17 protein-coding genes are annotated in these 20,598 nt (G+C 71.8%); 12 read left to right on the top strand and 5 right to left on the bottom strand.

Annotated features, from left to right (window positions below):
- Nucleotides 1–281: 281 nt before the first annotated feature.
- Together ACIQVZ_RS15655 and ACIQVZ_RS15650 are read right to left on the bottom strand one after the other, a co-directional pair.
- Nucleotides 282–1,937, bottom strand: a complete 1,656-nt coding sequence (locus ACIQVZ_RS15655) for an alpha/beta hydrolase (RefSeq protein ID WP_402450391.1) — start codon at nt 1,935–1,937, stop codon at nt 282–284.
- 68 nt (nt 1,938–2,005) lie between these two features.
- Nucleotides 2,006–2,761: an SDR family oxidoreductase gene (locus ACIQVZ_RS15650; RefSeq protein ID WP_350877251.1), complete on the bottom strand. Its 756-nt coding sequence runs from the start codon at nt 2,759–2,761 to the stop codon at nt 2,006–2,008.
- Between the two features lie 140 nt (nt 2,762–2,901).
- Here ACIQVZ_RS15650 and ACIQVZ_RS15645 point away from each other — a divergent pair, with 140 nt between their 5' ends.
- The 8 genes from ACIQVZ_RS15645 (at nt 2,902) to ACIQVZ_RS15610 (ending at nt 13,465) form a co-directional block, all read left to right on the top strand.
- Nucleotides 2,902–4,491, top strand: a complete 1,590-nt coding sequence (locus ACIQVZ_RS15645; protein WP_402450389.1) for a methylmalonyl-CoA mutase — start codon at nt 2,902–2,904, stop codon at nt 4,489–4,491.
- A 183-nt stretch (nt 4,492–4,674) separates the two neighbouring features.
- Entirely contained in the window at nt 4,675–5,928 is a 1,254-nt protein-coding gene (locus tag ACIQVZ_RS15640) for an amidohydrolase (RefSeq protein ID WP_402450387.1), read from the top strand.
- A 392-nt stretch (nt 5,929–6,320) separates the two neighbouring features.
- Nucleotides 6,321–7,382 (top strand): BMP family ABC transporter substrate-binding protein, encoded by a 1,062-nt coding sequence (locus ACIQVZ_RS15635; protein WP_350877257.1) that lies wholly within the window; start codon nt 6,321–6,323, stop codon nt 7,380–7,382.
- A gap of 347 nt (nt 7,383–7,729) precedes the next feature.
- On the top strand, nt 7,730–9,256 hold the full coding sequence (locus tag ACIQVZ_RS15630; protein ID WP_402450505.1) for an ABC transporter ATP-binding protein: 1,527 nt from the start codon (nt 7,730–7,732) through the stop codon (nt 9,254–9,256).
- Between the two features lie 5 nt (nt 9,257–9,261).
- Nucleotides 9,262–10,428 (top strand): ABC transporter permease, encoded by a 1,167-nt coding sequence (locus ACIQVZ_RS15625; RefSeq protein WP_402450384.1) that lies wholly within the window; start codon nt 9,262–9,264, stop codon nt 10,426–10,428.
- Nucleotides 10,425–11,690: an ABC transporter permease gene (locus ACIQVZ_RS15620; RefSeq protein ID WP_350877261.1), complete on the top strand. Its 1,266-nt coding sequence runs from the start codon at nt 10,425–10,427 to the stop codon at nt 11,688–11,690. Before ACIQVZ_RS15625 ends, ACIQVZ_RS15620 begins: the two co-directional genes overlap by 4 nt.
- Nucleotides 11,687–12,091 carry a cytidine deaminase gene (locus ACIQVZ_RS15615; RefSeq protein ID WP_350877263.1) on the top strand — a complete coding sequence of 135 codons (405 nt, stop codon included), beginning with the start codon at nt 11,687–11,689 and terminating at the stop codon, nt 12,089–12,091. The genes ACIQVZ_RS15620 and ACIQVZ_RS15615 overlap by 4 nt, the downstream gene beginning before the upstream one ends.
- A gap of 96 nt (nt 12,092–12,187) precedes the next feature.
- Nucleotides 12,188–13,465 carry a thymidine phosphorylase gene (locus tag ACIQVZ_RS15610; RefSeq protein ID WP_402450382.1) on the top strand — a complete coding sequence of 426 codons (1,278 nt, stop codon included), beginning with the start codon at nt 12,188–12,190 and terminating at the stop codon, nt 13,463–13,465.
- Nucleotides 13,466–13,598: 133 nt separating this feature from the next.
- Here ACIQVZ_RS15610 and ACIQVZ_RS15605 read toward each other — a convergent pair whose 3' ends face one another.
- Entirely contained in the window at nt 13,599–14,153 is a 555-nt protein-coding gene (locus ACIQVZ_RS15605) for a Uma2 family endonuclease (RefSeq protein WP_402450379.1), read from the bottom strand.
- 26 nt (nt 14,154–14,179) lie between these two features.
- Entirely contained in the window at nt 14,180–15,454 is a 1,275-nt protein-coding gene (locus tag ACIQVZ_RS15600) for an MFS transporter (protein ID WP_402450376.1), read from the bottom strand.
- Between the two features lie 92 nt (nt 15,455–15,546).
- Between ACIQVZ_RS15600 and ACIQVZ_RS15595 the strand changes: the two genes are divergently transcribed.
- The 3 genes from ACIQVZ_RS15595 to ACIQVZ_RS15585 all read left to right on the top strand — a co-directional run bounded on the left by ACIQVZ_RS15595 (nt 15,547) and on the right by ACIQVZ_RS15585 (nt 18,445).
- Complete coding sequence (locus ACIQVZ_RS15595; protein WP_350877271.1) at nt 15,547–16,524, top strand: LysR family transcriptional regulator; 978 nt, start codon at nt 15,547–15,549, stop codon at nt 16,522–16,524.
- 196 nt (nt 16,525–16,720) lie between these two features.
- Nucleotides 16,721–17,878 (top strand): adenosine deaminase, encoded by a 1,158-nt coding sequence (locus ACIQVZ_RS15590; RefSeq protein ID WP_402450374.1) that lies wholly within the window; start codon nt 16,721–16,723, stop codon nt 17,876–17,878.
- 213 nt (nt 17,879–18,091) lie between these two features.
- Entirely contained in the window at nt 18,092–18,445 is a 354-nt protein-coding gene (locus ACIQVZ_RS15585; RefSeq protein WP_350877273.1) for an ATP-binding protein, read from the top strand.
- 122 nt (nt 18,446–18,567) lie between these two features.
- Here ACIQVZ_RS15585 and ACIQVZ_RS15580 read toward each other — a convergent pair whose 3' ends face one another.
- Nucleotides 18,568–18,753, bottom strand: coding sequence for a PspC domain-containing protein (locus ACIQVZ_RS15580; RefSeq protein WP_063349060.1), 186 nt, complete (start codon nt 18,751–18,753; stop codon nt 18,568–18,570).
- Nucleotides 18,754–19,257: 504 nt separating this feature from the next.
- Here ACIQVZ_RS15580 and aspS point away from each other — a divergent pair.
- Nucleotides 19,258–20,535, top strand: a complete 1,278-nt coding sequence (gene aspS / locus ACIQVZ_RS15575) for an aspartate--tRNA(Asn) ligase (RefSeq protein WP_402450372.1) — start codon at nt 19,258–19,260, stop codon at nt 20,533–20,535.
- Nucleotides 20,536–20,598: the final 63 nt, after the last annotated feature.

The following is a 20,598-nucleotide window of genomic DNA, read 5'->3' as shown; positions in this document are numbered from 1 at the left end:
AGCCGCTGTGGCGGGACGTCGCTGGCCAGCGGGTCCTCCTCGTGAGGGCGGGAAGGTGCCGGTGAAGTGGGTGGGGTGGAGCAGCTGAAGTATGGGGGCTGCGGGCGGCGTCACGGCGCCGGTCGGGCAGCTCCTCAAAGGTAGTTGAGCGGTCATCAGTTGGGGAGGGCGCGCGCGGAATTCATCCGGACGAGCTATCAAGTTGTGACGTTGACATCTTTGTGTCAGCGCCCTCCCCGCATTCATCTGTTAATCCGGCATCTGCTGACCCGGCCCCTGCCTCAGGAGCAGCGGGTTCCGTCGGCCGGCATCGTCCCCTCGGTCAGGTAGGCCTCCAGGGCCCGGTCGATGCAGACGTTGCCCTTGCCGAAGGCCCCGTGCCCCTCGCCGACCCGGGTGAGCAGGGTGGCACTGGCGAAGCCCTTGGCCAGCGCCTCGGCCGAGGCGTACGGGGTGGCCGGGTCGCCGGTGGAGCCGACCACCAGGATCGGGGCGGCGCCCTCCGCCCGGATGGTGTGCGGCTTCTCCGTGGTCTTGAACGGCCAGTAGGCGCAGCCGGCCTCGCTGTAGTCGTCCACGGTGGTGCCCTTGGACAGCAGCGGTGCCTCGGCGGTCAGCCGGTCCACCGCCTGCTTGGCGTGCTCCGGCGTCGGTGCCGGGCGGGCCGCGTCGGCGCAGCTGATCGCGCCGTTGGACTCCTGCATCGGGCTGTAGTGGCCGTTCTCGTCGCGGCCGTTGTAGCCGTCGGCGGAGTTCATCAGGTAGTCGCCCTTGCCGCGCACCATGGCCCAGCCCAGGGCGGCGCGCAGGTACTTCCAGGAGGTCTTCTCGTCGCCGTAGAGCGTCTGGATGGTGCCGGTCCAGGCCAGGTCGCGGCCCAGCTTGCGGCCGTCCTTGACGGTCAGCGGGTGGTCGTACAGCCCGTCCAGGAAGTCGGCGGCCTTCTTGGCGGCCTTGGCCGGGTCCTTGCCGAGCGGGCACTCGTCGGCGTGGTTCTCCACGCAGTCGGCGGCGAAGCGCTCGAAGGACTTCTCGAAGCCGACCTGCTGGTCGACGCCGTGGTCCATGGTGTCCTGGGAGGGGTCGACGGCACCGTCCAGGACGAGCCGGCCGGTGTTCTTCGGGAACTCCTCGGCGTACAGCGAACCGAGGTAGGTGCCGTAGGAGATGCCGAGGTAGTTGAGCTTCTTGTCGCCGCTGACGGCGCGCAGCACGTCCAGGTCGCGAGCGGTGTTGCGGGTGCCGACGAACGGCAGCAGCCTGCCGGACTTGGCCTGGCAGGCGGCGGCGTGCTCGGTGGCCTGCTTGACGTGCTCGGCCTTGCGGGTCGCCAGGTCGAGCGGGACGTCCTGCTGGTCGGCGGCGTCGCGCTGCTTGTCGTCGTAGCAGACGACAGGTGAGCTGTCCCCGGTGCCGCGCGGGTCGAAGCCGATGACGTCGAAGCGGTTGTGCAGGGTGCCGGTGTAGTCCTTGGCGCCGTACTTGACCATCCCGACGCCGGACTCGCCCGGGCCGCCCGGGTTGACCATCAGCGAGCCGATGCGCTGGTCCGGCTTGGCGGCCGGGTACTTGACCAGGGCTAGGTCGATCGCGTCGGTGCCGGGGTTGGCGTAGTCGAGCGGGACGTGCAGCTTGCCGCACTGCATCCCGGATACGTCGATCTTGAGCTTCTCGGCCGTGGGGTCGGCCGGGCAGTCGGCCCAGGCGATCTGCTGGCCGTAGAAGGGCTGGAGGGCCGGGTCGGCCTCGCCGGTGGGCTTGGGCGTCGGGGTCGGCGGCGGGGTGGCCGTGGGGCTCGTGGTGCCGGGCGCGGAGGCGCCGGCGGCCTGGTCCTGGGACGGCTTGGCGGTGTCGTTGCACGCGGAGGTGAGGAGCAGGGTGCCTGCCGCCAGGGCCGTCAGCAGGACCCGTGGGCGGGCGGCCCGGAAGGTTCTCATCGCACGTGTGTACCACTGGCGGGTGACACGTTTGATCATGACCCCCGGGCTGCCCGCCGGGGGGCGGGTCAGCCGCGGTGGACCTTGTGGTTGGCGGCCTGGGCGCGGGGGCGGACGACCAGGAGGTCGATGTTGACGTGCGGGGGGCGGGTGACGGCCCAGGCGACGGTGTCGGCGATGTCGTCCGAGGTCAGCGGCTCGGCCACGCCGGCGTACACGGCCGCGGCCTTCTCCTCGTCGCCGCGGAACCGGGTGACCGCGAAGCCCTCGGACTTCACCATGCCGGGGGCGATCTCGATCACCCGGATCGGCTCCCCGCACAGCTCCAGGCGCAGCGTCGCCGCGATGGTGTGCGCGGCGTGCTTGGCCGCGACGTACCCGCCGCCGCCCTCGTACGCGGCCAGCGCGGCGGTCGAGGAGAGCACCAGCACGGTGCCGTCGCCGGTGGCCCGCAGGGCGGGCAGCAGCGCCTGCGTCACGTGCAGCACGCCGAGCACGTTGACCTCGTACATGGCCCGCCAGTCGGCCGGGTCGCCGTGCTCGACCGTCTCGGCGCCGATCGCCCCGCCGGCGTTGTTCACCAGGACGTCGACCCGGCCGACCTCGGCGGCGAAGGCGTCCACGGCGGCCCGGTCGGTGACGTCGAGCGTGACCGCCCTGGCCGAACCGCCCCCGTCGCCGATCTCCTTGGCCAGCGCCTCGATCCGCTCGGTCCGCCGGGCGGTCAGCACCACGTCGAAGCCCTCGGCCGCCAGCCGGCGGGCGGTCGCCGCGCCGATTCCGCTGCTGGCACCGGTGACCACGGCCACCTTCTGCTCGGTCATTGCCACTCCCTGGGGCTCATCCGGTCGTTCACCCGATCATCTCAACCGCGTCCGCGCCCGCGCCGACCGGTCCCGCTCCGGGTCCTGTCCTACATTGCGAGGACCGACCGATGCCCCCGCCGATCCCGTGGAGGGACCTCATGGCAGCCGAGCCGCGCCGCGCCGAGTCAGGCTTCCCGATCGAGCCGCTGTACGGCCCGGAGGCGCTGGCCGACTGGGATCCGGCGAGCAGGCTCGGCCGGCCGGGGGAGTACCCGTACACCCGGGGCGTCTACCCGACGATGTACACCGGCCGGCCGTGGACGATGCGCCAGTACGCGGGCTTCGGCACCGCCGCCGAGTCCAACGCCCGCTACCGGCAGCTGATCGCGGGCGGCGGCACCGGCCTGTCGGTGGCCTTCGACCTGCCCACCCAGATGGGCTACGACTCGGACGCGCCGCTCGCCGCCGGGGAGGTGGGCAAGGTGGGCGTGGCCGTCGACAGCGTCGAGGACCTGGCCGTGCTGTTCGACGGCATCCCGCTGGGCGAGGTGTCCACCTCGATGACCATCAACGCGCCCGCCGCCCTGCTCCTGCTGCTCTACCAACTGGTCGGCGAGGCCCAGGGGGTGGCGCCGGCCCGGCTGACCGGCACGGTACAGAACGACGTGCTGAAGGAGTACATCGCCCGGGGCACGTACATCTTCCCGCCGCAGCCCTCGCTGCGGCTGGCCGCGGACGTCTTCCGGTACTGCCGGGTGGAGATCCCGCGCTGGAACACCATCTCCGTCTCCGGCTACCACATGGCCGAGGCCGGGGCGGATCCGGCGCAGGAGATCGCCTTCACGCTGGCCAACGGCATCGCCTACGTCCGTACCGCGATCGCCGCCGGGATGGCGGTGGACGACTTCGCCCCCCGGCTCTCGTTCTTCTTCGTGGCCAGGGTCACGCTGCTGGAGGAGGTGGCCAAGTTCCGTGCCGCCCGCCGGATCTGGGCCAGGGTGATGCGGGAGGAGTTCGGCGCGAAGGACCCGCGCTCGTGGATGCTGCGCTTCCACACCCAGACCGCCGGGGTGCAGCTCACCGCCCAGCAGCCCGAGCTGAACCTGGTCCGGGTCTCGGTGCAGGCGCTCGCCGCGGTGTTCGGCGGCACCCAGTCGCTGCACACCAACGGCTTCGACGAGGCGATCGCGCTGCCCACCGAGAAGGCCGCCCGGCTCGCCCTGCGCACCCAGCAGGTGCTCGCCCACGAGACCGACGTGACCGCCACCGTCGACCCGTTCGCCGGCTCGTACGCGGTCGAGTCGCTGACCGACGAGGTGGAGGCCGCCGCGCTGGCGCTGATGGCCCGGGTCGAGGAACTGGGCGGCGCGGTGGCCGCGATCGAGCAGGGCTTCCAGAAGGCCGCGATCGAGCGCACCGCCTACCGGCTCCAGCAGGAGACCGACTCCGGCGAGCGGACGGTGGTCGGCGTCAACCGCTTCCGGCTGGACGCCGAGGAGCCGTACCGGCCATTGCGGGTGGATCCGGCGGTCGAGCGGCAGCAGGCCGAGCGGCTGTCCCGGCTGCGCGCCGGGCGGGACCGCGCGGCCGTCGGCCGGGCGCTGGACGGGCTGCGCCGCACCGCGGAGGGGACGGGGAACGTGCTCTACCCGATGAAGGAGGCGCTGGCCGCGCGGGCCACCGTCGGCGAGGTCTGTGACGCCCTGCGGGAGGTGTGGGGCGTGTACGCCCCGGTGGAGCGCTTCTGACGCAACGTCAGGATCGGGGCGGCCGTGACCGTCGCTCCGGGTGATCGTTGCACAGGGCAAGCAATCGGGGAAGGCGGCTGAAACGAGATGTCATACCCACCTGTTCGGCCGGTATGCGCCCATCCGGAGACTAGTTTTCCGGAAGTCGGGCCAAATCCCCCCAACAGGCCTACCCTTGTTGAGATGAACCGTCCTGAGCCCGCTCAGCCGGGCGCCACTCTGGCCACCGCACGCCCCGCCGCCGAACAGCGCGCCCGGGTCCGGGGGCTGGAGTCCGAGCTGATCGCCTTCCGCCGTGACCTGCACCGGCACCCGGAGCTCGGCCGCCAGGAGTTCCGCACCACCGGCCTGCTCCGGGACCGGCTGGTGGCGGCCGGCCTGAGCCCCCGGGTGCTGCCCGGCGGCACCGGCCTGATCGTCGACGTCGTCCCGGCCGGCACCGCCCCCGGCACCGAGTTCCTGGCCTTCCGCGCCGACATCGACGCGCTGCCGATCGACGACGCCAAGACCGACGTGCCGTACCGCTCGACCGTCCCCGGCCGGGCCCACGCCTGCGGCCACGACGTGCACACCGCGGTGGTGCTCGGCACCGCCCTGGTGCTGGCCGAGGCCGTCCGCACCGGTGAACTGCGCCGTCCCGTCCGGCTGGTGTTCCAGCCGGCCGAGGAGGTCCTGCCGGGCGGTGCGCTGGACGTGATCAAGGCCGGTGGGATGGACGGCGTCGGCCGGATCTTCGCGGTGCACTGCGACCCCAAGGTGGAGGTGGGCCGGATCGCCCTGCGCACCGGGGCGATCACCTCGGCCTGCGACCGCCTGGTGCTGCACCTGGACGGCCCCGGCGGGCACACCGCCCGCCCGCACCTGACCACCGATCTGGTGACCGCGGTCGCCCGGATGGCCGCCGACCTGCCGGGCGCGCTGGCCCGCCGGATGGATCCGCGCTGGGGCGTCAGCCTGGTCTGGGGGCGGATCGCCTCCGGCTCCGCGCCCAACGTCATCCCGCAGCACGCCGAACTGGAGGGCACCGTCCGCTGCCTGGAGCTGGACGGCTGGCGCGAGGCGCCCGACCTGCTGCACGAGCTGATCGCCAAGTTCGCCGAGACCTACCGGGCGAAGTGGACGCTGGACTACCACCGGGGGGTGCCGCCGGTGGTCAGCGAGGCGGTCTCGGTCGCCCTGCTGGACGCGGCGATGACCGACCGGTTCGGCCGGGAGGGCGCGCAGGTGGTGGAGAGCACCGAGCAGAGCCTGGGCGGCGAGGACTTCTCCTGGTACCTGGAGCACGCCCCGGGCGCGCTGGCCCGGCTCGGCGTCCGCGCCCCCGGTGACACCACCATCCGTGACCTGCACCAGGGCCGCTTCGACGCCGACGAGCGCGCGATCGGGATCGGCGTGGAGCTGTTCGCGGCGCTCGCCCTGGACGAGCCGCAGGACTGAGCTGCGGAAAGCGAACGGCGGAGCCGAACGGCAGGACCGAGCCGCGGAAACCGAACAGCAGTACTGAGCCGCGGGATTGAGCGGCGCACGCCGTCCCCGGACATCTCCCCGGGCGCCGCGTGAACACCCTCCCGGGCGACCGGCCGGCACCCCATCGCGGTGACCGGCCGGTTTACCGCCATCCGGGGTTATCGAACGGTTCCGTAGACTGAGCCGCAAAACCAGCTTTGGATCACCGTCCGCGCACGGGAATAGGGCCTTGGGAAGACCGTGAGACCACGGTTTGATAACAACCCGAATGGTCCGGCACCCCGTAACCCAACCGTGTTCTACGCGCGTTACGGTGGCGTCCGACCACGCTAATCAGGTGCGTGTGAGAAGGAGATACTCCCTTGCGCCGTTCAATGAAGCTCGCTGCGGTTGTGCTCTCGGGTTCCCTGGGCATGGCCTCGCTCGCCGCTTGCGGCGCAAAGAGCACTGACAGCAACACCTCCTCCGGCTCGGGCGACGGCTCGATCAAGGTCGGTATGGCCTACGACATCGGCGGCCGTGGCGACCAGTCGTTCAACGACTCCGCCGCCCGTGGTCTCGACAAGGCCAAGGCCGATCTCGGCGTCGCGGTCACCGAGGCCGACGCCAAGACCGGTGAGGCCGAGGCTGACAAGGAGACCCGCCTCAAGAACCTGATCGACGGCGGTTACAAGACGATCATCGCGGTCGGCTTCGTCTACCAGCAGGCGGTCGACAAGGTCGCCAAGGACAACCCGAACGTCAAGTTCGCGATCATCGACTCGAACGACAAGGACCAGCCGTCCAACGTCACTTCGCTGGTCTTCGCCGAGCAGGAGGGTTCGTACCTCGCCGGCGTCGCCGCCGCGAACAAGTCGAAGTCCAAGCACGTCGGCTTCATCGGCGGTGTGCAGACCGAGCTGATCAAGAAGTTCGAGGCCGGTTACAAGGCGGGTGTGAAGTCCGTCGACCCGAACATCCAGGTCGAGACCACGTACCTGACCACGCCTCCGGACTTCACCGGCTTCAACTCGCCCGACAAGGGCAAGGAGGCCGCGCAGGGCCAGCTCGACAAGGGCGCGGACGTCATCTACGCCGCCGCCGGCTCCTCCGGCAACGGCGCCATCGAGGCCGTCGCCAACAAGCCGGGCGCCCTGGCCATCGGCGTCGACTCCGACCAGGCCGCCCAGCCGGCCCTGGCGAAGTACAAGAACAGCATCCTCACCTCGATGGTGAAGAACGTCGACAACGCCGTCTTCTCCTACATCGAGTCGGTCAAGAAGGGCCAGCCGTTCACCGGCATCAAGCTCTTCGACCTGAAGGCCGAGGGCGTCTCGCTCGCCACCACCGGCGGCAAGCTCGACGACATCCAGGACAAGCTGAAGGCCGCCGCCACGACGATCACCTCCGGCGCCACCACCGTCCCGACCACGCCGGCCCAGTAAGGCCCGCGCGTCCCGGACGCACCAGCGACTGCCGCCTGCCCGGCAGCGCGATGAACGGCAGAGCATCACGGGAGGGGCCCGGCAGGGTGCGCTCAACGCGTACCCCCGGGCCCCGTCCCGTCCCCCCGTCTTCCCCTTGGCCCTCCCAGCGCAACGACGCGCCTCCAGACCACCAGGAGATCGCCATCACCGCATCCGACCCCGTCCCCCCGCGCGAGGACGGTACCCCCAGCGCGGGGACGGCGACATCGGCCGTCGAACTGCGCGGCATCACCAAGCGCTTCCCCGGTGTCGTGGCCAACCACGACATCAACCTCACCGTCCGCAGCGGTACCGTGCACGCCCTGATGGGCGAGAACGGCGCCGGCAAGTCGACGCTGATGAAGATCCTCTACGGCATGCAGAAGCCGGACGAGGGCACCATCGCGATCAACGGCGAGCCGTGCGAGTTCAACACCCCGGGCGACGCCATCTCCCGCGGCATCGGCATGGTCCACCAGCACTTCATGCTGGCCGACAACCTCACCGTGTGGGAGAACGTCGTCCTCGGCGGCGAGAAGCTCCACGGCATCGGCGCCAAGGCGAAGGCGAAGATCAAGGAGATCTCCGACCAGTACGGCCTGGGCGTGCGCCCGGACGCCCTGGTCGAGGACCTCGGCGTCGCCGACCGCCAGCGCGTCGAGATCCTCAAGGTGCTCTACCGCGGCGCCAAGATCCTGATCCTCGACGAGCCGACGGCCGTGCTCGTCCCGCAGGAGGTCGACGCGCTGTTCGACAACCTGCGCGAGCTCAAGTCCGAGGGCGTCACCGTCATCTTCATCTCGCACAAGCTGCACGAGGTGCTGGCGGTGGCCGACGCGATCAGCGTGATCCGGCGCGGCACCACGGTCGGCGACGCCGACCCGAAGGCCGTCACCGCCCGTCAGCTGGCCGAGATGATGGTCGGCGCCGAGCTGCCCTCCCCGGAGAGCCGCGAGTCGACCGTCACCACGACGGAGATGCTCGACGTCAAGGACCTGCGGATCGCCAAGACCGACGCCGAGGGCATCGAGCGCGTCGTCCTCGACGACATCTCGCTGCGCATCCACAAGGGCGAGATCCTCGGCATCGCCGGTGTCGAGGGCAACGGCCAGGCCGAACTGGTCGAGGCCATCATGGGCATGCTGCCGCTGGACGGCGGCACCGTCACCCTGGACGGCAAGGACCTCTCCGGCTCGCTCACCCGGGCCCGCCGCGAGGCCGGCATCGGCTACATCCCCGAGGACCGCCACAAGCACGGCCTGCTGCTGGAGGCCCCGCTCTGGGAGAACCGGATCCTCGGTCACGTCACCGAGGCGCCCAACTCCAAGGGCGTCCTGCTCGACCCGGGCGCCGCCCGCAAGGACACCTGGCGGATCGTCGAGGCCTACGACGTCCGCACCCCGGGCATCGAGGTCACCGCGGCCTCCCTCTCCGGCGGCAACCAGCAGAAGCTGATCATCGGCCGCGAGATGAGCCACCAGCCCAAGCTGCTGATCGCCGCGCACCCCACCCGCGGTGTGGACGTCGGCGCGCAGGCGCAGATCTGGGAGCACATCCGGGTCGCCCAGCGGGCCGGCCTGGCCGTCCTGCTGATCTCCGCCGACCTGGACGAGCTGATCGGCCTGTCCGACACCATCCGGGTCATCTACCGCGGGCGCCTGGTCGCCGACGCCGACCCGGCCACCGTCACCGCCGAGGACCTCGGTACCGCCATGACGGGTGCCGCCAGCGGCCACCTCGAGTCCGATGCGGAGGCCGTCGAGCAGTTCCACGAGATCCTCGTGGAGGGCACCGAGGCCGAGTCCGACGCCGGCCCCACCGACACCGCCGACGACCCGCAGGCGGGGGAGTAACCCACATGACCAGTCCCAACACCGCCGCCAAGCGCAGCCTGGCGCAGCGGATCAGCGGTGAGCGGATCGTGCTCGCACTGGCGGCGCCGGTGCTCGCGGTCGTGCTCTCCGTTGCGATCTGCTCCGTCCTGCTGGCGACTTCGGGCAAGAACCCGTTCGACGCGTGGAACGTGATGCTCACGTACGCCACCAAGTCGGACGGCCAGGTGGCGATCCTCAACCGGTCCACCACGTACTACCTGGCCGCCGCGGCCGCCGCCTTCGGGTTCCGGATGAACCTGTTCAACATCGGCGTCGAGGGCCAGTACAAGGTCGCGGCGCTGTTCGCGGCCTTCGTCGGTGCCAAGGTCGACCTGCCGGCGATCATCCAGATCCCGCTGCTGCTGGTCACCGCCATGCTGGTCGGCGGCCTGTACGCGAGCATCGCCGGTCTGCTGAAGGTCTACCGCGGGGTCAGCGAGGTCATCTCGACCATCATGCTGAACTCGATCTCGATCGCGGTCGTCGGCCTGCTGCTCGTCCCCGGCATCTTCGCGCCGAAGACGAGCAGCACCAGCAACTCGATCCAGACCGACCCGATCTCGCAGTCCAGTCACTTCTTCTCGCTGGACACGGCGGGTGGCCCGCTCTGGGGCTTCATCTTCATCGCCGCCCTGGTCGGCGTGGTCTTCCAGTTCACTCTGACCCGCACCCGCTTCGGCTTCGACCTGCGTGCCACCGGCCGCTCGGAGTCGGCCGCGACCGCGTCCGGCGTGAACGTCAAGCGCATGGTGGTCACCTCGATGGTGGTCTCCGGCGCGATCGCCGGTCTGATCGGCATGCCCGAGCTGGTGCAGAACTCGTTCTACTACGGCCAGAGCTTCCAGTCGAACCTGGGCTTCCTCGGCATCTCGATCGCCCTGCTGGGCCGCAACAGCCCGATCGGCATCGCCTTCGCGGCCCTGCTGTTCGCCTTCCTGGACACCACCGGCTCCCAGCTGCCGCTCCAGGGCGGCTTCCCCTTCGAGATCGTCGACGTCATGAAGGGCACCATCGTCATCTGCGTCGTCGTCGCCTACGAGCTGGTGCGCCGCTACGGCCTGAAGCGCCAGCAGCAGAAGGTCGGCGCCCAGCTCGCCGCCCAGCTCGCGGCTCAGCTCGCGGCCACTGAGAAGAAGGAGGTGTCCGCATGAGCACGGCTACCGCCGCGCGTCCGAAGGCGCCGGGCGCGCCCACCAAGAAGCGCAAGATGTCCTGGCCGGTGGTGCTGCTGCTGATCGCGGGCGCCCTGGTCCTGTTCTCCGCCGTGGGCATGGCCACCGGCAACCACGCGCTGACCTCCTCCGGTCAGATCACCGCCGCGCTCAGCGCCGCCGTGCCGATCGGCATGGCCGGTCTGGGCGGTCTGTGGTCCGAGCGGGCCGGCGTGGTCAACATCGGCCTCGAAGGCATGATGGTCGCCGGCACCTTCTGCGGTGCCTGGGCCGGCTACCTGGTCAACCCGTGGGTCGGCCTGCTGGCCGGCATGCTCGGCGGGGCGCTCGGCGGTCTGCTGCACGCGCTCGTGACCGTCACCTTCGGCGTCGACCACATCGTCTCCGGCGTCGGCATCAACCTGCTGATCCCCGGCATCTGCGCGTACGTCAACCGGATCTACTACAAGGACTACATCGCGGTCGGCGCGGGTGCGAACCAGTCGCCGCCGGCGGATCCGCTGCCGTACATCACCGTCCCCGGGCTGTCCTCGTGGCTGTCCGACATCGAGAAGCACCACTGGTTCCTGGTCTCGGACGTCGCCGGCGTGGTCGGCGGCCTGGTCACCAACATCTCGGTGGTCGTGCTGGTGGCCGGCGCGATGATCGTGGTCAGCTACTTCGTGCTCTGGCGCACGGTGTTCGGCCTGCGGCTGCGCTCCTGCGGTGAGAACCCGACCGCCGCCGAGTCGCTGGGCGTCAACGTCTACAAGTACAAGTACCTCGCGGTCATCGCCTCCGGCGCGTTCGCCGGTCTCGGCGGTGCGTACCTCTCGCTGGTCGCGGCGCACTTCTACAAGGACGGCCAGACCCTCGGCCGCGGCTTCATCGGCCTCGCCGCGATGATCTTCGGCAACTGGATGCCGGGCGGCCTCGCCATGGGCGCCGGCCTGTTCGGCTTCACCGACAGCCTCCAGCTGCGCGACCCGGAGTCGGTGCACGTGCTGATCCTGACCGTCGCCATCGCGATGGCGCTGCTCGCGCTCTGGCAGCTGTACCGGCGCAAGTTCACCGGTGCGGCGATCTCCTTCGTGGTCGCCGGCGGTCTCGGCGCCTGGTACGCGCTCACCGACGAGGTGCAGCGCCCGCTGATCGTCGCCACGCCGTACGTGATCACCCTGGTGGTGCTCTCGCTGGCGTCGCAGCGGCTGCGGATGCCGAAGGCCGACGGCCAGATCTACCGCAAGGGCCAGGGCAAGTGACGGCGTCTGCGGCGTCGGCCGCGATCGACTGGGAGCGGCTGCGCGCGGCCGCGCGCGAGGCGATGACCCACGCGTACGCCCCGTACAGCAAGTTCCCGGTCGGCGCGGCCGCGCTGGTGGACGACGGGCGGCTGGTCACCGGCTGCAACGTCGAGAACGCCTCGTACGGGCTCGGGCTGTGCGCCGAGTGCGGGCTGGTGTCCGCGCTGCACGCCACCGGCGGCGGCCGGCTGACGGCCTTCACCTGCGTCGACGGCGCGGGCGAACTGCTGATGCCGTGCGGGCGCTGCCGCCAGCTGCTCTACGAGCACGGCGGGCCGGAACTGCTGATCGAGCTGCCCTCCGGGATCCGCCCGATGAGTGAGGTCCTGCCCGACGCGTTCGGGCCGGAACGGCTCTAGCTTCGACAATTGTTACGCGCGTAGAGTGTCGCGAGTGGGCCGGAACCCGGTCATCTCGCGACACTCTTCGCTTTTGAAACCCCTCTTGGAGCACGCATGGACGCCATCTCCGTCATCAGGACCAAGCGCGACAGCGGAGAGCTGAGCGACGCTCAGATCGACTGGGTCATCGACGCCTACACCCGCGGCGAGGTCGCCGACGAGCAGATGTCCGCCCTGGCCATGGCGATCCTGCTGAACGGCATGAAGCCGCACGAGATCAGCCGCTGGACCGACGCGATGATCCGCTCCGGCGTCCGGATGGACTTCTCCTCGCTGCCGCTGCCCACCAGTGACAAGCACTCCACCGGCGGCGTCGGCGACAAGATCACCCTCCCGCTCGCCCCGCTCGTCGCCGCCTGCGGCGCCGCCGTCCCGCAGCTCTCCGGCCGCGGCCTCGGCCACACCGGCGGCACCCTCGACAAGCTGGAGTCCATCCCCGGCTGGCGCGCCCTGCTCTCCAACGAGGAGATGCTCGACGTCCTGCGCACCACCGGCGCGGTCATCTGCGCCGCCGGTGACGGCCTCGCGCCCGCCGACAAGAAGCTCTACGCGCTGCGCGACGTCACCGGCACCGTCGAGGCCATCCCGCTGATCGCCTCCTCGATCATGTCCAAGAAGATCGCCGAAGGCACCGGCGCCCTGGTCCTGGACGTCAAGGTCGGCTCCGGCGCCTTCATGAAGAACATCGACAACGCCCGCGAACTCGCCCGCACCATGGTCGGCCTGGGCACCGACGCCGGCGTGAACACCGTCGCCCTGCTCACCGACATGTCCACCCCGCTCGGCCTCACCGCCGGCAACGCGCTGGAGGTCCGCGAGTCGATCGAGGTGCTGGCCGGCGGCGGCCCCGCCGACGTCGTCGAGCTCACCCTCGCCCTCGCGCGCGAGATGCTCGCCGCGGCCGGCGTGCACGGCAAGGACCCGGCCGACGCGCTGCGCGACGGCTCCGCGATGGACCACTGGCGCCGCATGATCGCCGCCCAGGGCGGCGACGTCGACGCCCCGCTCCCGGTCGCCCGCGAGCAGCACGTCATCCCGGCGCCCGCCTCCGGCGTCCTCACCGAGCTCGACGCCTACGCCGTCGGCGTCTGCGCCTGGCGCCTCGGCGCCGGCCGCGCCCGCAAGGAGGACCCGGTCCAGGCCGGCGCCGGCGTCGAGATGCACGCCAAGCCCGGCGACACCGTCGTGGCCGGCCAGCCCCTGCTGACCCTGCACACCGACACCCCCGAGCGCTACGACTACGCCATCGAGGCGCTGGCCGACGGCATCACGGTCTCCCCGGCCGGCACGGCCTTCACCCCGAACCCGATCGTCCTCGACCGCATCGCGTAGTCATGCGATTGCCCTTCATGCGGCAGCGTGCCGGCTGCATGAAGGACCGACGAGGAGCCCGTACCCGGTCTGCCGGGTGCGGGCTCCTTCCGTGTGCTCGGGCCCGGTCGGCCGGTGCCCTGCGGATGCGGGTTCAGGCGTAGGTCCGCAGGACGCTGGTGTCGAGCGTCCAGGGGCCGACGGCGATCTCGTCGCCGAAGACGAAGTCCTTGCGGCGGGTGTAGCCGGGCTCGTCGTGGACGATGCCGGTGCCCTTGCGGGGATCGACCAGGAGGTACAACGGGATGCCCATGGCCGAGTAGTCGCGGACCTTGTCGTGGTAGTCGTTCTCGGGGTTGGACTTGGAGACGATTTCCACGACGAGAAGGATCTCGTGGGGGAGGAACGCCGGGTCGTCGTCGTCCAGGGCCGCGTCGGGGAACACCATCAGGTCGGGATTCCGGAGCCGACCGAGGCCGACGTCCTCCAGATCCGCGCCGCCGTGGGCGAGGTAGCCGGGGTGGGTCTGCGGTAGCTGGGCATTGAGCTGGTGGGCCAGGCGGATGACGGCGAGCTCGTGACGTTTCACGGGTGACGTCATCATGACGATCTCGCCGTCGGCGATCTCGATCTTCCCTGTCCCCGGCACCTTCGGCAGCTGATCCGCGATCTCGCGCAACCGGGCGTACACAGCAGGATCGACGCTCATGTCCCGGAGCGTATCGGCGGCGGCTGTCAGGCGTCCGCGACCGCTCGCCGGGCCGCGTGGGCCTGGCGGGTGGCGTAGAGGGTGACGGCGGCGGCGAGGGTCATGGCGGTGAGGCCGACGGTGGCGGCGCCGGGCCAGCCGGTGGCGTGGTAGGCGTCGGCGCCCAGGGTGCCGCCGAGGCTGTTGCCGAGGTAGTAGGCGATCAGGTAGAGGGCGGAGGCCTGGGCGCGGCCCTCGGTGGCGGTGCGGCCGACCGCGGAGGAGGCGGTGGCGTGGCCGGCGAAGAAGCCGGCGGTGATCAGGACCAGGCCGAGCAGGGCGCAGACCAGGGACTCGGTGAGGGAGAGCAGCAGCCCGGCGGCGGTCACGCCGATGGAGACGTAGAGCGCGCCGCGGCGGCCGAGCCGGGCGGCGAGTCGGCCGGCGGCCGCGGAGGTGCCGGTGCCGACCAGGTAGACGACGAAGATCGAGGCGGCGACGGACTCGGGCAGGTGGAACGGCGCCGAGATCAGCCGGTAGCCGACGGTGTTGTAGACCGCGCCGAACACGGCCATGAACAGCAGTCCGAGCGCGTACAGCCGCACCAGTAGCGGGTTGCGCAGGTGCCGGCCGACGGTGCGGGCGAGGGCGCGGGCGTCCACCGGGGCGGGGGTGAAGTGCCGGGCGGCGGGGATCAGCAGCCGGAAGGCGAGCGCGGCGAGCAGGGCGAGGGCGGCGGAGGCGGCGAGGCCCCAGCGCCAGCCGAAGGCGGCGGCGGTCCAGCCGGAGAGCAGCCGGCCGCCCATGCCGCCGATGCTGTTGCCGGCCACGTACAGGCCCATCGCGGAGGCCAGGGCGCTGGGGTGGACCTCTTCGGCGAGGTAGGCCATGGCGGTGGCGGGCAGCCCGGCCAGCGCGGCGCCCTGGAGGACGCGCAGCACGACGAGGGTGGTGAGGTCGGGCGCGAACGGCAGGGCGAGGGCGAGGGTGGCGGCGGCGAGGGTGGAGGCCGTCATCACGGCGGTGCGGCCGTACCGGTCGGACAGGGCGCTGGCGGGGAGCAGGGCGAGAGCGAGTCCGAGGGTGGCGGCGGAGGCCGTCCAGCTGGCCTGGCCGGGGGTGAGGTCGAGGTCGGTCGAGAGGATCGGCAGCAGGCCCTGGGTGGAGTAGAGCAGGACGAAGGTCGCGACTCCGGCGGCGAACAGGGCGAGGTTGGCGCGGCGGAAGGCGCGCTGGCCGGGGCGGTGGCGGTCGTCGTGCGAGGGGGCGGGGGCGGGGGCATCCGGGGTGGTCACGGATGCCCTGGTATCGGCGGGCTGCATGTCGTCGACGGTAGGCGCGCCGCGGTTGATGCGTCCAATGCATGAACGGTGGATGATCGATGCGTTGTCGTATGAGTCGAGGTGGTGGCGGGATGGCCGGGGCGGACAGGGCGGACGTGACGGACGGCACGGAGCCGCGGTACCGGGTGGCGGAGTTGGGGCCGGACGAGCCGGCGGTGCTGCTGGCGCCCCGGCTGGCCCAGTTCGCGGCGGTGGCCCGGCTGGAGCACGTGACGCGGGCGGCCGCGCTGCTCGGGGTGCCGCAGCCGACGCTGTCGCGGGCGGTGGCCCGGCTGGAGGAGGAGCTGGGCGTGGACCTGCTGGCCCGTCAGGGGCGGACGGTCCGGCTGACCAGGGCGGGCCGGCTGCTGCTGGCCTCGGTGGAGCGGGCGCTGGCGGAGGTCGAGCGGGGGGCGGAGGCGGCCCGGGCGGAGGCCGATCCGGCGGCCGGGCGGGTGGCGTTCGGCTTCCTGCACACGATGGGGACGGACGCGGTGCCGGCGCTGCTGCGCGGGTTCCGGGCGGGGCATCCGCAGGTCCGGTTCCAGCTGGTGCAGGACTACGTCGGGGCGATGCTGGAGCGGTTGCGGGCGGGGGAGTTGGACCTCTGCCTGGTCGCGCCGCTGCCGGACGATCCGGCCTTCACGGCCCGCCCGCTGGACGAGCAGCGGCTGCACCTGGTCGTCCCGGCGGACCACCGGCTGGCGGGCCGGCGGCGGATCCGGCTGGCGGAGGTGGCGGAGGAGCCGTTCGTCGGACTGGAGGAGGGGTACGGGCTGCGCGCGATCACGGACGGCTTCTGCGCCCAGGCCGGGTTCGTGCCGCGGCTGGCCTTCGAGGGGGAGGAGGCGGAGACGCTGCGCGGGCTGGTCGCGGCCGGGCTGGGGGTGGCGCTGCTGCCGCCGGCGCTGGTGCCGCGGCCGGGGGTGGTGGAGCTGGAGGTGACGGCGCCGCGCACCCGGCGGGCGATCGGACTGGCCTGGGCGGCGGGGCGGCCGCTGACCCCGCCGGTGGCGGCGTTCCGGGACTTCGTGCTGTCCCGGCGGGGCCGGTTGCTGCAGCACGACTGAGCCGCGACCGGGCCGCACCTGAGTCGCGATCGGGCCGCGACCGGGCCGCACCGGGGCCGTACCTGAGCCGCGATCGGGCCGGAACCGGGTCGAAGGTGCCGCGGATGACCCGGGCGGTGGAATTCCCGGTGGACTTTCGTCGAACCGGCCGTGTTAACAGTGGTGGGTCTACGCGCGTAGGGGCTATATTTCCGCAATGGAGAAGCAGATCCCTGTCACCGCTGCGGGCGCCGGCCCGCGCATCCCCACCACCGACCAGATCCGCCGCGCGCCGAAGGTGCTGCTGCACGACCACCTCGACGGCGGGCTGCGCCCGGAGACGGTCGTCGAGCTGGCCGCCGCGGTCGGCTACGAGGGCCTTCCGACCACCGACGCCAAGGAGCTCGGCGAGTGGTTCCGCGAGGCCGCCGACTCCGGCTCGCTGGTCCGCTACCTGGAGACCTTCGCGCACACCTGCGCCGTGATGCAGACCCGCGAGGCACTGATCAAGGTCGCCGCCGACTGCGCCGAGGACCTGGCCGCCGACGGCGTCGTGTACGCCGAGGTCCGCTACGCCCCCGAGCAGCACCTGGAGGCCGGCCTGTCCCTGGACGAGGTCGTCCAGGCCGTGAACGAGGGCTTCCGCCTCGGCGAGGCCAACGCCCGCGCGGCCGGCCACCGGATCCGGGTCGGCACCCTGCTGACCGCGATGCGGCACGCCGCCCGCTCCACCGAGATCGCCGAACTGGCCAACCGCCACCGCGACCAGGGTGTCGTCGGCTTCGACATCGCCGGTGCCGAGGCGGGCCACCCGCCCACCCGCCACCAGGCCGCCTTCGACTACCTCAAGGGCGAGAACAACCACTTCACCATCCACGCGGGCGAGGCCTTCGGCCTGCCGTCGATCTGGGAGGCCCTGCAGTGCTGCGGCGCCGACCGGCTCGGCCACGGCGTGCGGATCGTCGACGACATCACGGTGGCCGAGGACGGCAGCGTCGAGCTCGGCCGGCTGGCCGCGTACGTGCGCGACAAGCGCATCCCGCTGGAGATGTGTCCGACCTCCAACCTCCAGACCGCGGCGGCCACTTCGTACGCCGAGCACCCGATCGGGCTGCTCAGCCGGCTGAAGTTCCGGGTCACCGTGAACACCGACAACCGGCTGATGAGCGGCACCAGCATGAGCCGCGAGTTCGGGCACCTGGTGGAGGCCTTCGGCTACACGCTGGGGGACATGGAGTGGTTCACGGTGAACGCGATGAAGTCCGCGTTCCTGCCGTTCGACGAGCGGCTGGCGATGATCAACGACGTGATCAAGCCGGGGTACGCCGAACTGAAGGCGGAGTGGCTGTTCAGCTCGGGCACCGGCGACAGCTGAGCGGCCCGGCCCGTTCGAATGGTCGGGTGAACGCCCATGTCCCGAAGGGGAGTTGGCGTTCATCCGACTACTCACTCGGGTGAGTGAACGCCCTTTGGTCCTCGCGTGGCCCACTCACTACCGTGTGCCCGTCCATGCTGACAGGCCGTGGCGGCGGTAGCCCGTCCGCCCCGTCCCGATGTCGGCCACCGACGACGACCCAAGGGACGAACCATGAAGCAGGCTCTCAAGGCCGCCGGCACCGCGGCGCTCGGCATCGCCATCGCGGCGGTGGGCGCCGGTACCGCCTCCGCCGCCGCCCCCGGCGGCCTCGGGCTGCCCACCGGCGCGGTCACGAACCCCGCGGTGACCGGCGCGGTCACCGACACCGCCGCCAAGCTGCCCGGCGGCGACAAGGTCACCGGCACGCTCGGCACCCTCACCCCGGCCGCCGGCCAGGCGGCGCCCGCCCCGGCCGCCGAGGCCGGTGCCGCCACGCGTGGCGCCATCCCGACCATCCCGGGCGTCGACAAGACCCCCATCGGCGGGCTGACCCACACCCTGCCGCTGCCGGGCCTGACCGGCTGACCTGGCCGCCGGCACGGCGACGGGCCGTCCGCCCCGGTGATCCCGGGAGCGGGCGGCCCGCCGTCGTACCGGGCCCGGCGCGACGGCGTCGGGCGTTCGGTTCCGGGCGTGCGGCTACGGGCTTACGGCTCCTGGGGGAGCAGCACCCAGAGGGCCAGGTAGACCAGGCACTGGAGTCCGGGCAGGATGATCGAGATCAGGAAGATCAGTCGCACGGTCCACGGCGTCACGCCGTAGCGCTCGGCAAGCCCGGCGCAGACGCCGGCGATGACGCGGTTGTGACGGGGACGGGCGAGACGGGCGCTCATGGGTCAACTCCGTGTCGTGGCACCCGATCCGGGCGATCCGGCGGGCTTAATTTCCACTCTCCGCCACCGCGCTCCCGGAAACGTCCACCTGACAGTCGATTCGCCACCCCGCCGACTCGCCGGTGAGTCGTAGCCGGGTGTCGGGGTCCGTCTCAGGGTCGCCCGGAGTGAGGGCGCCCCAGGTGGTGCCCGCCCGGCGGTGGGAAAGCCCGTTGCGGTCCGGCGGCGGGCCGGTCTAGCCTCTCCGGCAACACGTCGAGGGAGACGAGTACCTCCGGGCCCCGTGGGCCGAGAGAGCCGCCGGCAGCTGTGAAGGCGGCCCCGCGCCCCGGAGCGAAGACACTCCCGAGTGCGGGGAGGAAATGCCCCGCCGGCCGGCCCCCGTCAACGGGCCGCAATGAGGCCGCCGCCCGCGCGGGCGACGGCGAAAGTGCGGTGGTACCGCGAGTTGCCCTTCTCGCCCGCACTCCGAAGGGATCACCACGACGCCCCTGGAGGGCCGCGATGATCCACCCGACGACCCGTGTCCTGGCCGCCGAACTACCCGGCCACGTCGGCGAATCCGTAGAGATCAGCGGCTGGCTGCACCGCCGCCGCGCACTCAAGTCCGTCACCTTCCTGGTGATCCGGGACCGCTCCGGACCGGCCCAGGTGGTCGCCACCGGTGCGGGCCCCGACCTGCCGGAGGAGACCGTCCTGCGGATCCGCGGCACCGTCACCGCCAACCCGCAGGCGCCGGCCGGCGTCGAGCTGACCTCGCCCACCGTCGAGGTCCTGTCCAGCCTCGCCGAGGCGCCCCCGTTCAGCCTGTTCCGGCCGACCGTCGAGGCCACCCTCCCGGTGATCCTCGACGGCGCCCCCGTCACCCTCCGCCACCCGCGTCTGTCCGCCCCGCACCGGATCACGGCGGCCTCGGTGGGCGGGTTCCGGGCCACCCTCGACGGCCTGGGCTTCACCGAGATCCAGACCCCGAAGGTGGTCTCCTCGGCCACCGAGTCCGGGGCGAACGTCTTCGCGCTGGACTGGTTCGGCCGCCCCGCCTACCTCGCGCAGTCGCCGCAGTTCTTCAAGCAGGCGATGGTCGGGGTGTTCGAGCGGGTCTACGAGACCGGGCCGGTGTTCCGGGCCGAACCGCACGACACCGCGCGGCACTTGGCGCAGTACACCAGCCTCGACGCGGAACTCGGCTTCATCACCGACCACCGCGAGGTGATGGCCGTGCTGCGCGAGGTGGTCGCCGGGATGGTCGCCTCGGTGGCCGAGCGGGCCGGTGCCGCCGTCGACCTGCTGGAGGTGAAGCTGCCCGAGGTCCCGGCGGAGATCCCGCAGCTCCACTTCGCCGAGGCGATGCGGCTGTTGGGCGTCGACGAGCCGGACCTCGCCCCGGCGCACGAGCGGTGGCTCAGCGAGTGGGCGCTGCGCGAGCACGGCAGCGAGTTCCTGTTCGTGGTCGGCTACCCGATGCGCAAGCGGCCCTTCTACACCCACCCGGAACCGGGCCGCCCGGAGTACTCCAACAGCTTCGACCTGCTCTTCCGCGGGCTCGAACTGGTCACCGGAGGCCAGCGGCTGCACCGGCACGAGGACTACCTGGCCGCGCTGGCGGCCCGGGGCGAGCCGCTCCAGCCGTACGAGGGCTACCTGCGCTCCTTCGCGCACGGGATGCCGCCGCACGGCGGGTTCGCGTTGGGGCTGGAACGCTGGACGGCGCGACTCACCGGCGCCGACAACATCCGCCGGACCGCACTCTTCCCGCGCGACCTCCACCGCCTGACGCCCTGACCCCTGACCCCTGACGCTCTGACTCCTGATGCTCTGACACCGACGGGCGGGGGGCACCGGGCG

Origin of the sequence: Kitasatospora sp. NPDC098663, from assembly GCF_044760075.1 — a bacterium.
Lineage (GTDB): Bacteria > Actinomycetota > Actinomycetes > Streptomycetales > Streptomycetaceae > Kitasatospora.
This window is presented reverse-complemented; position numbering and strand designations above follow the sequence as displayed.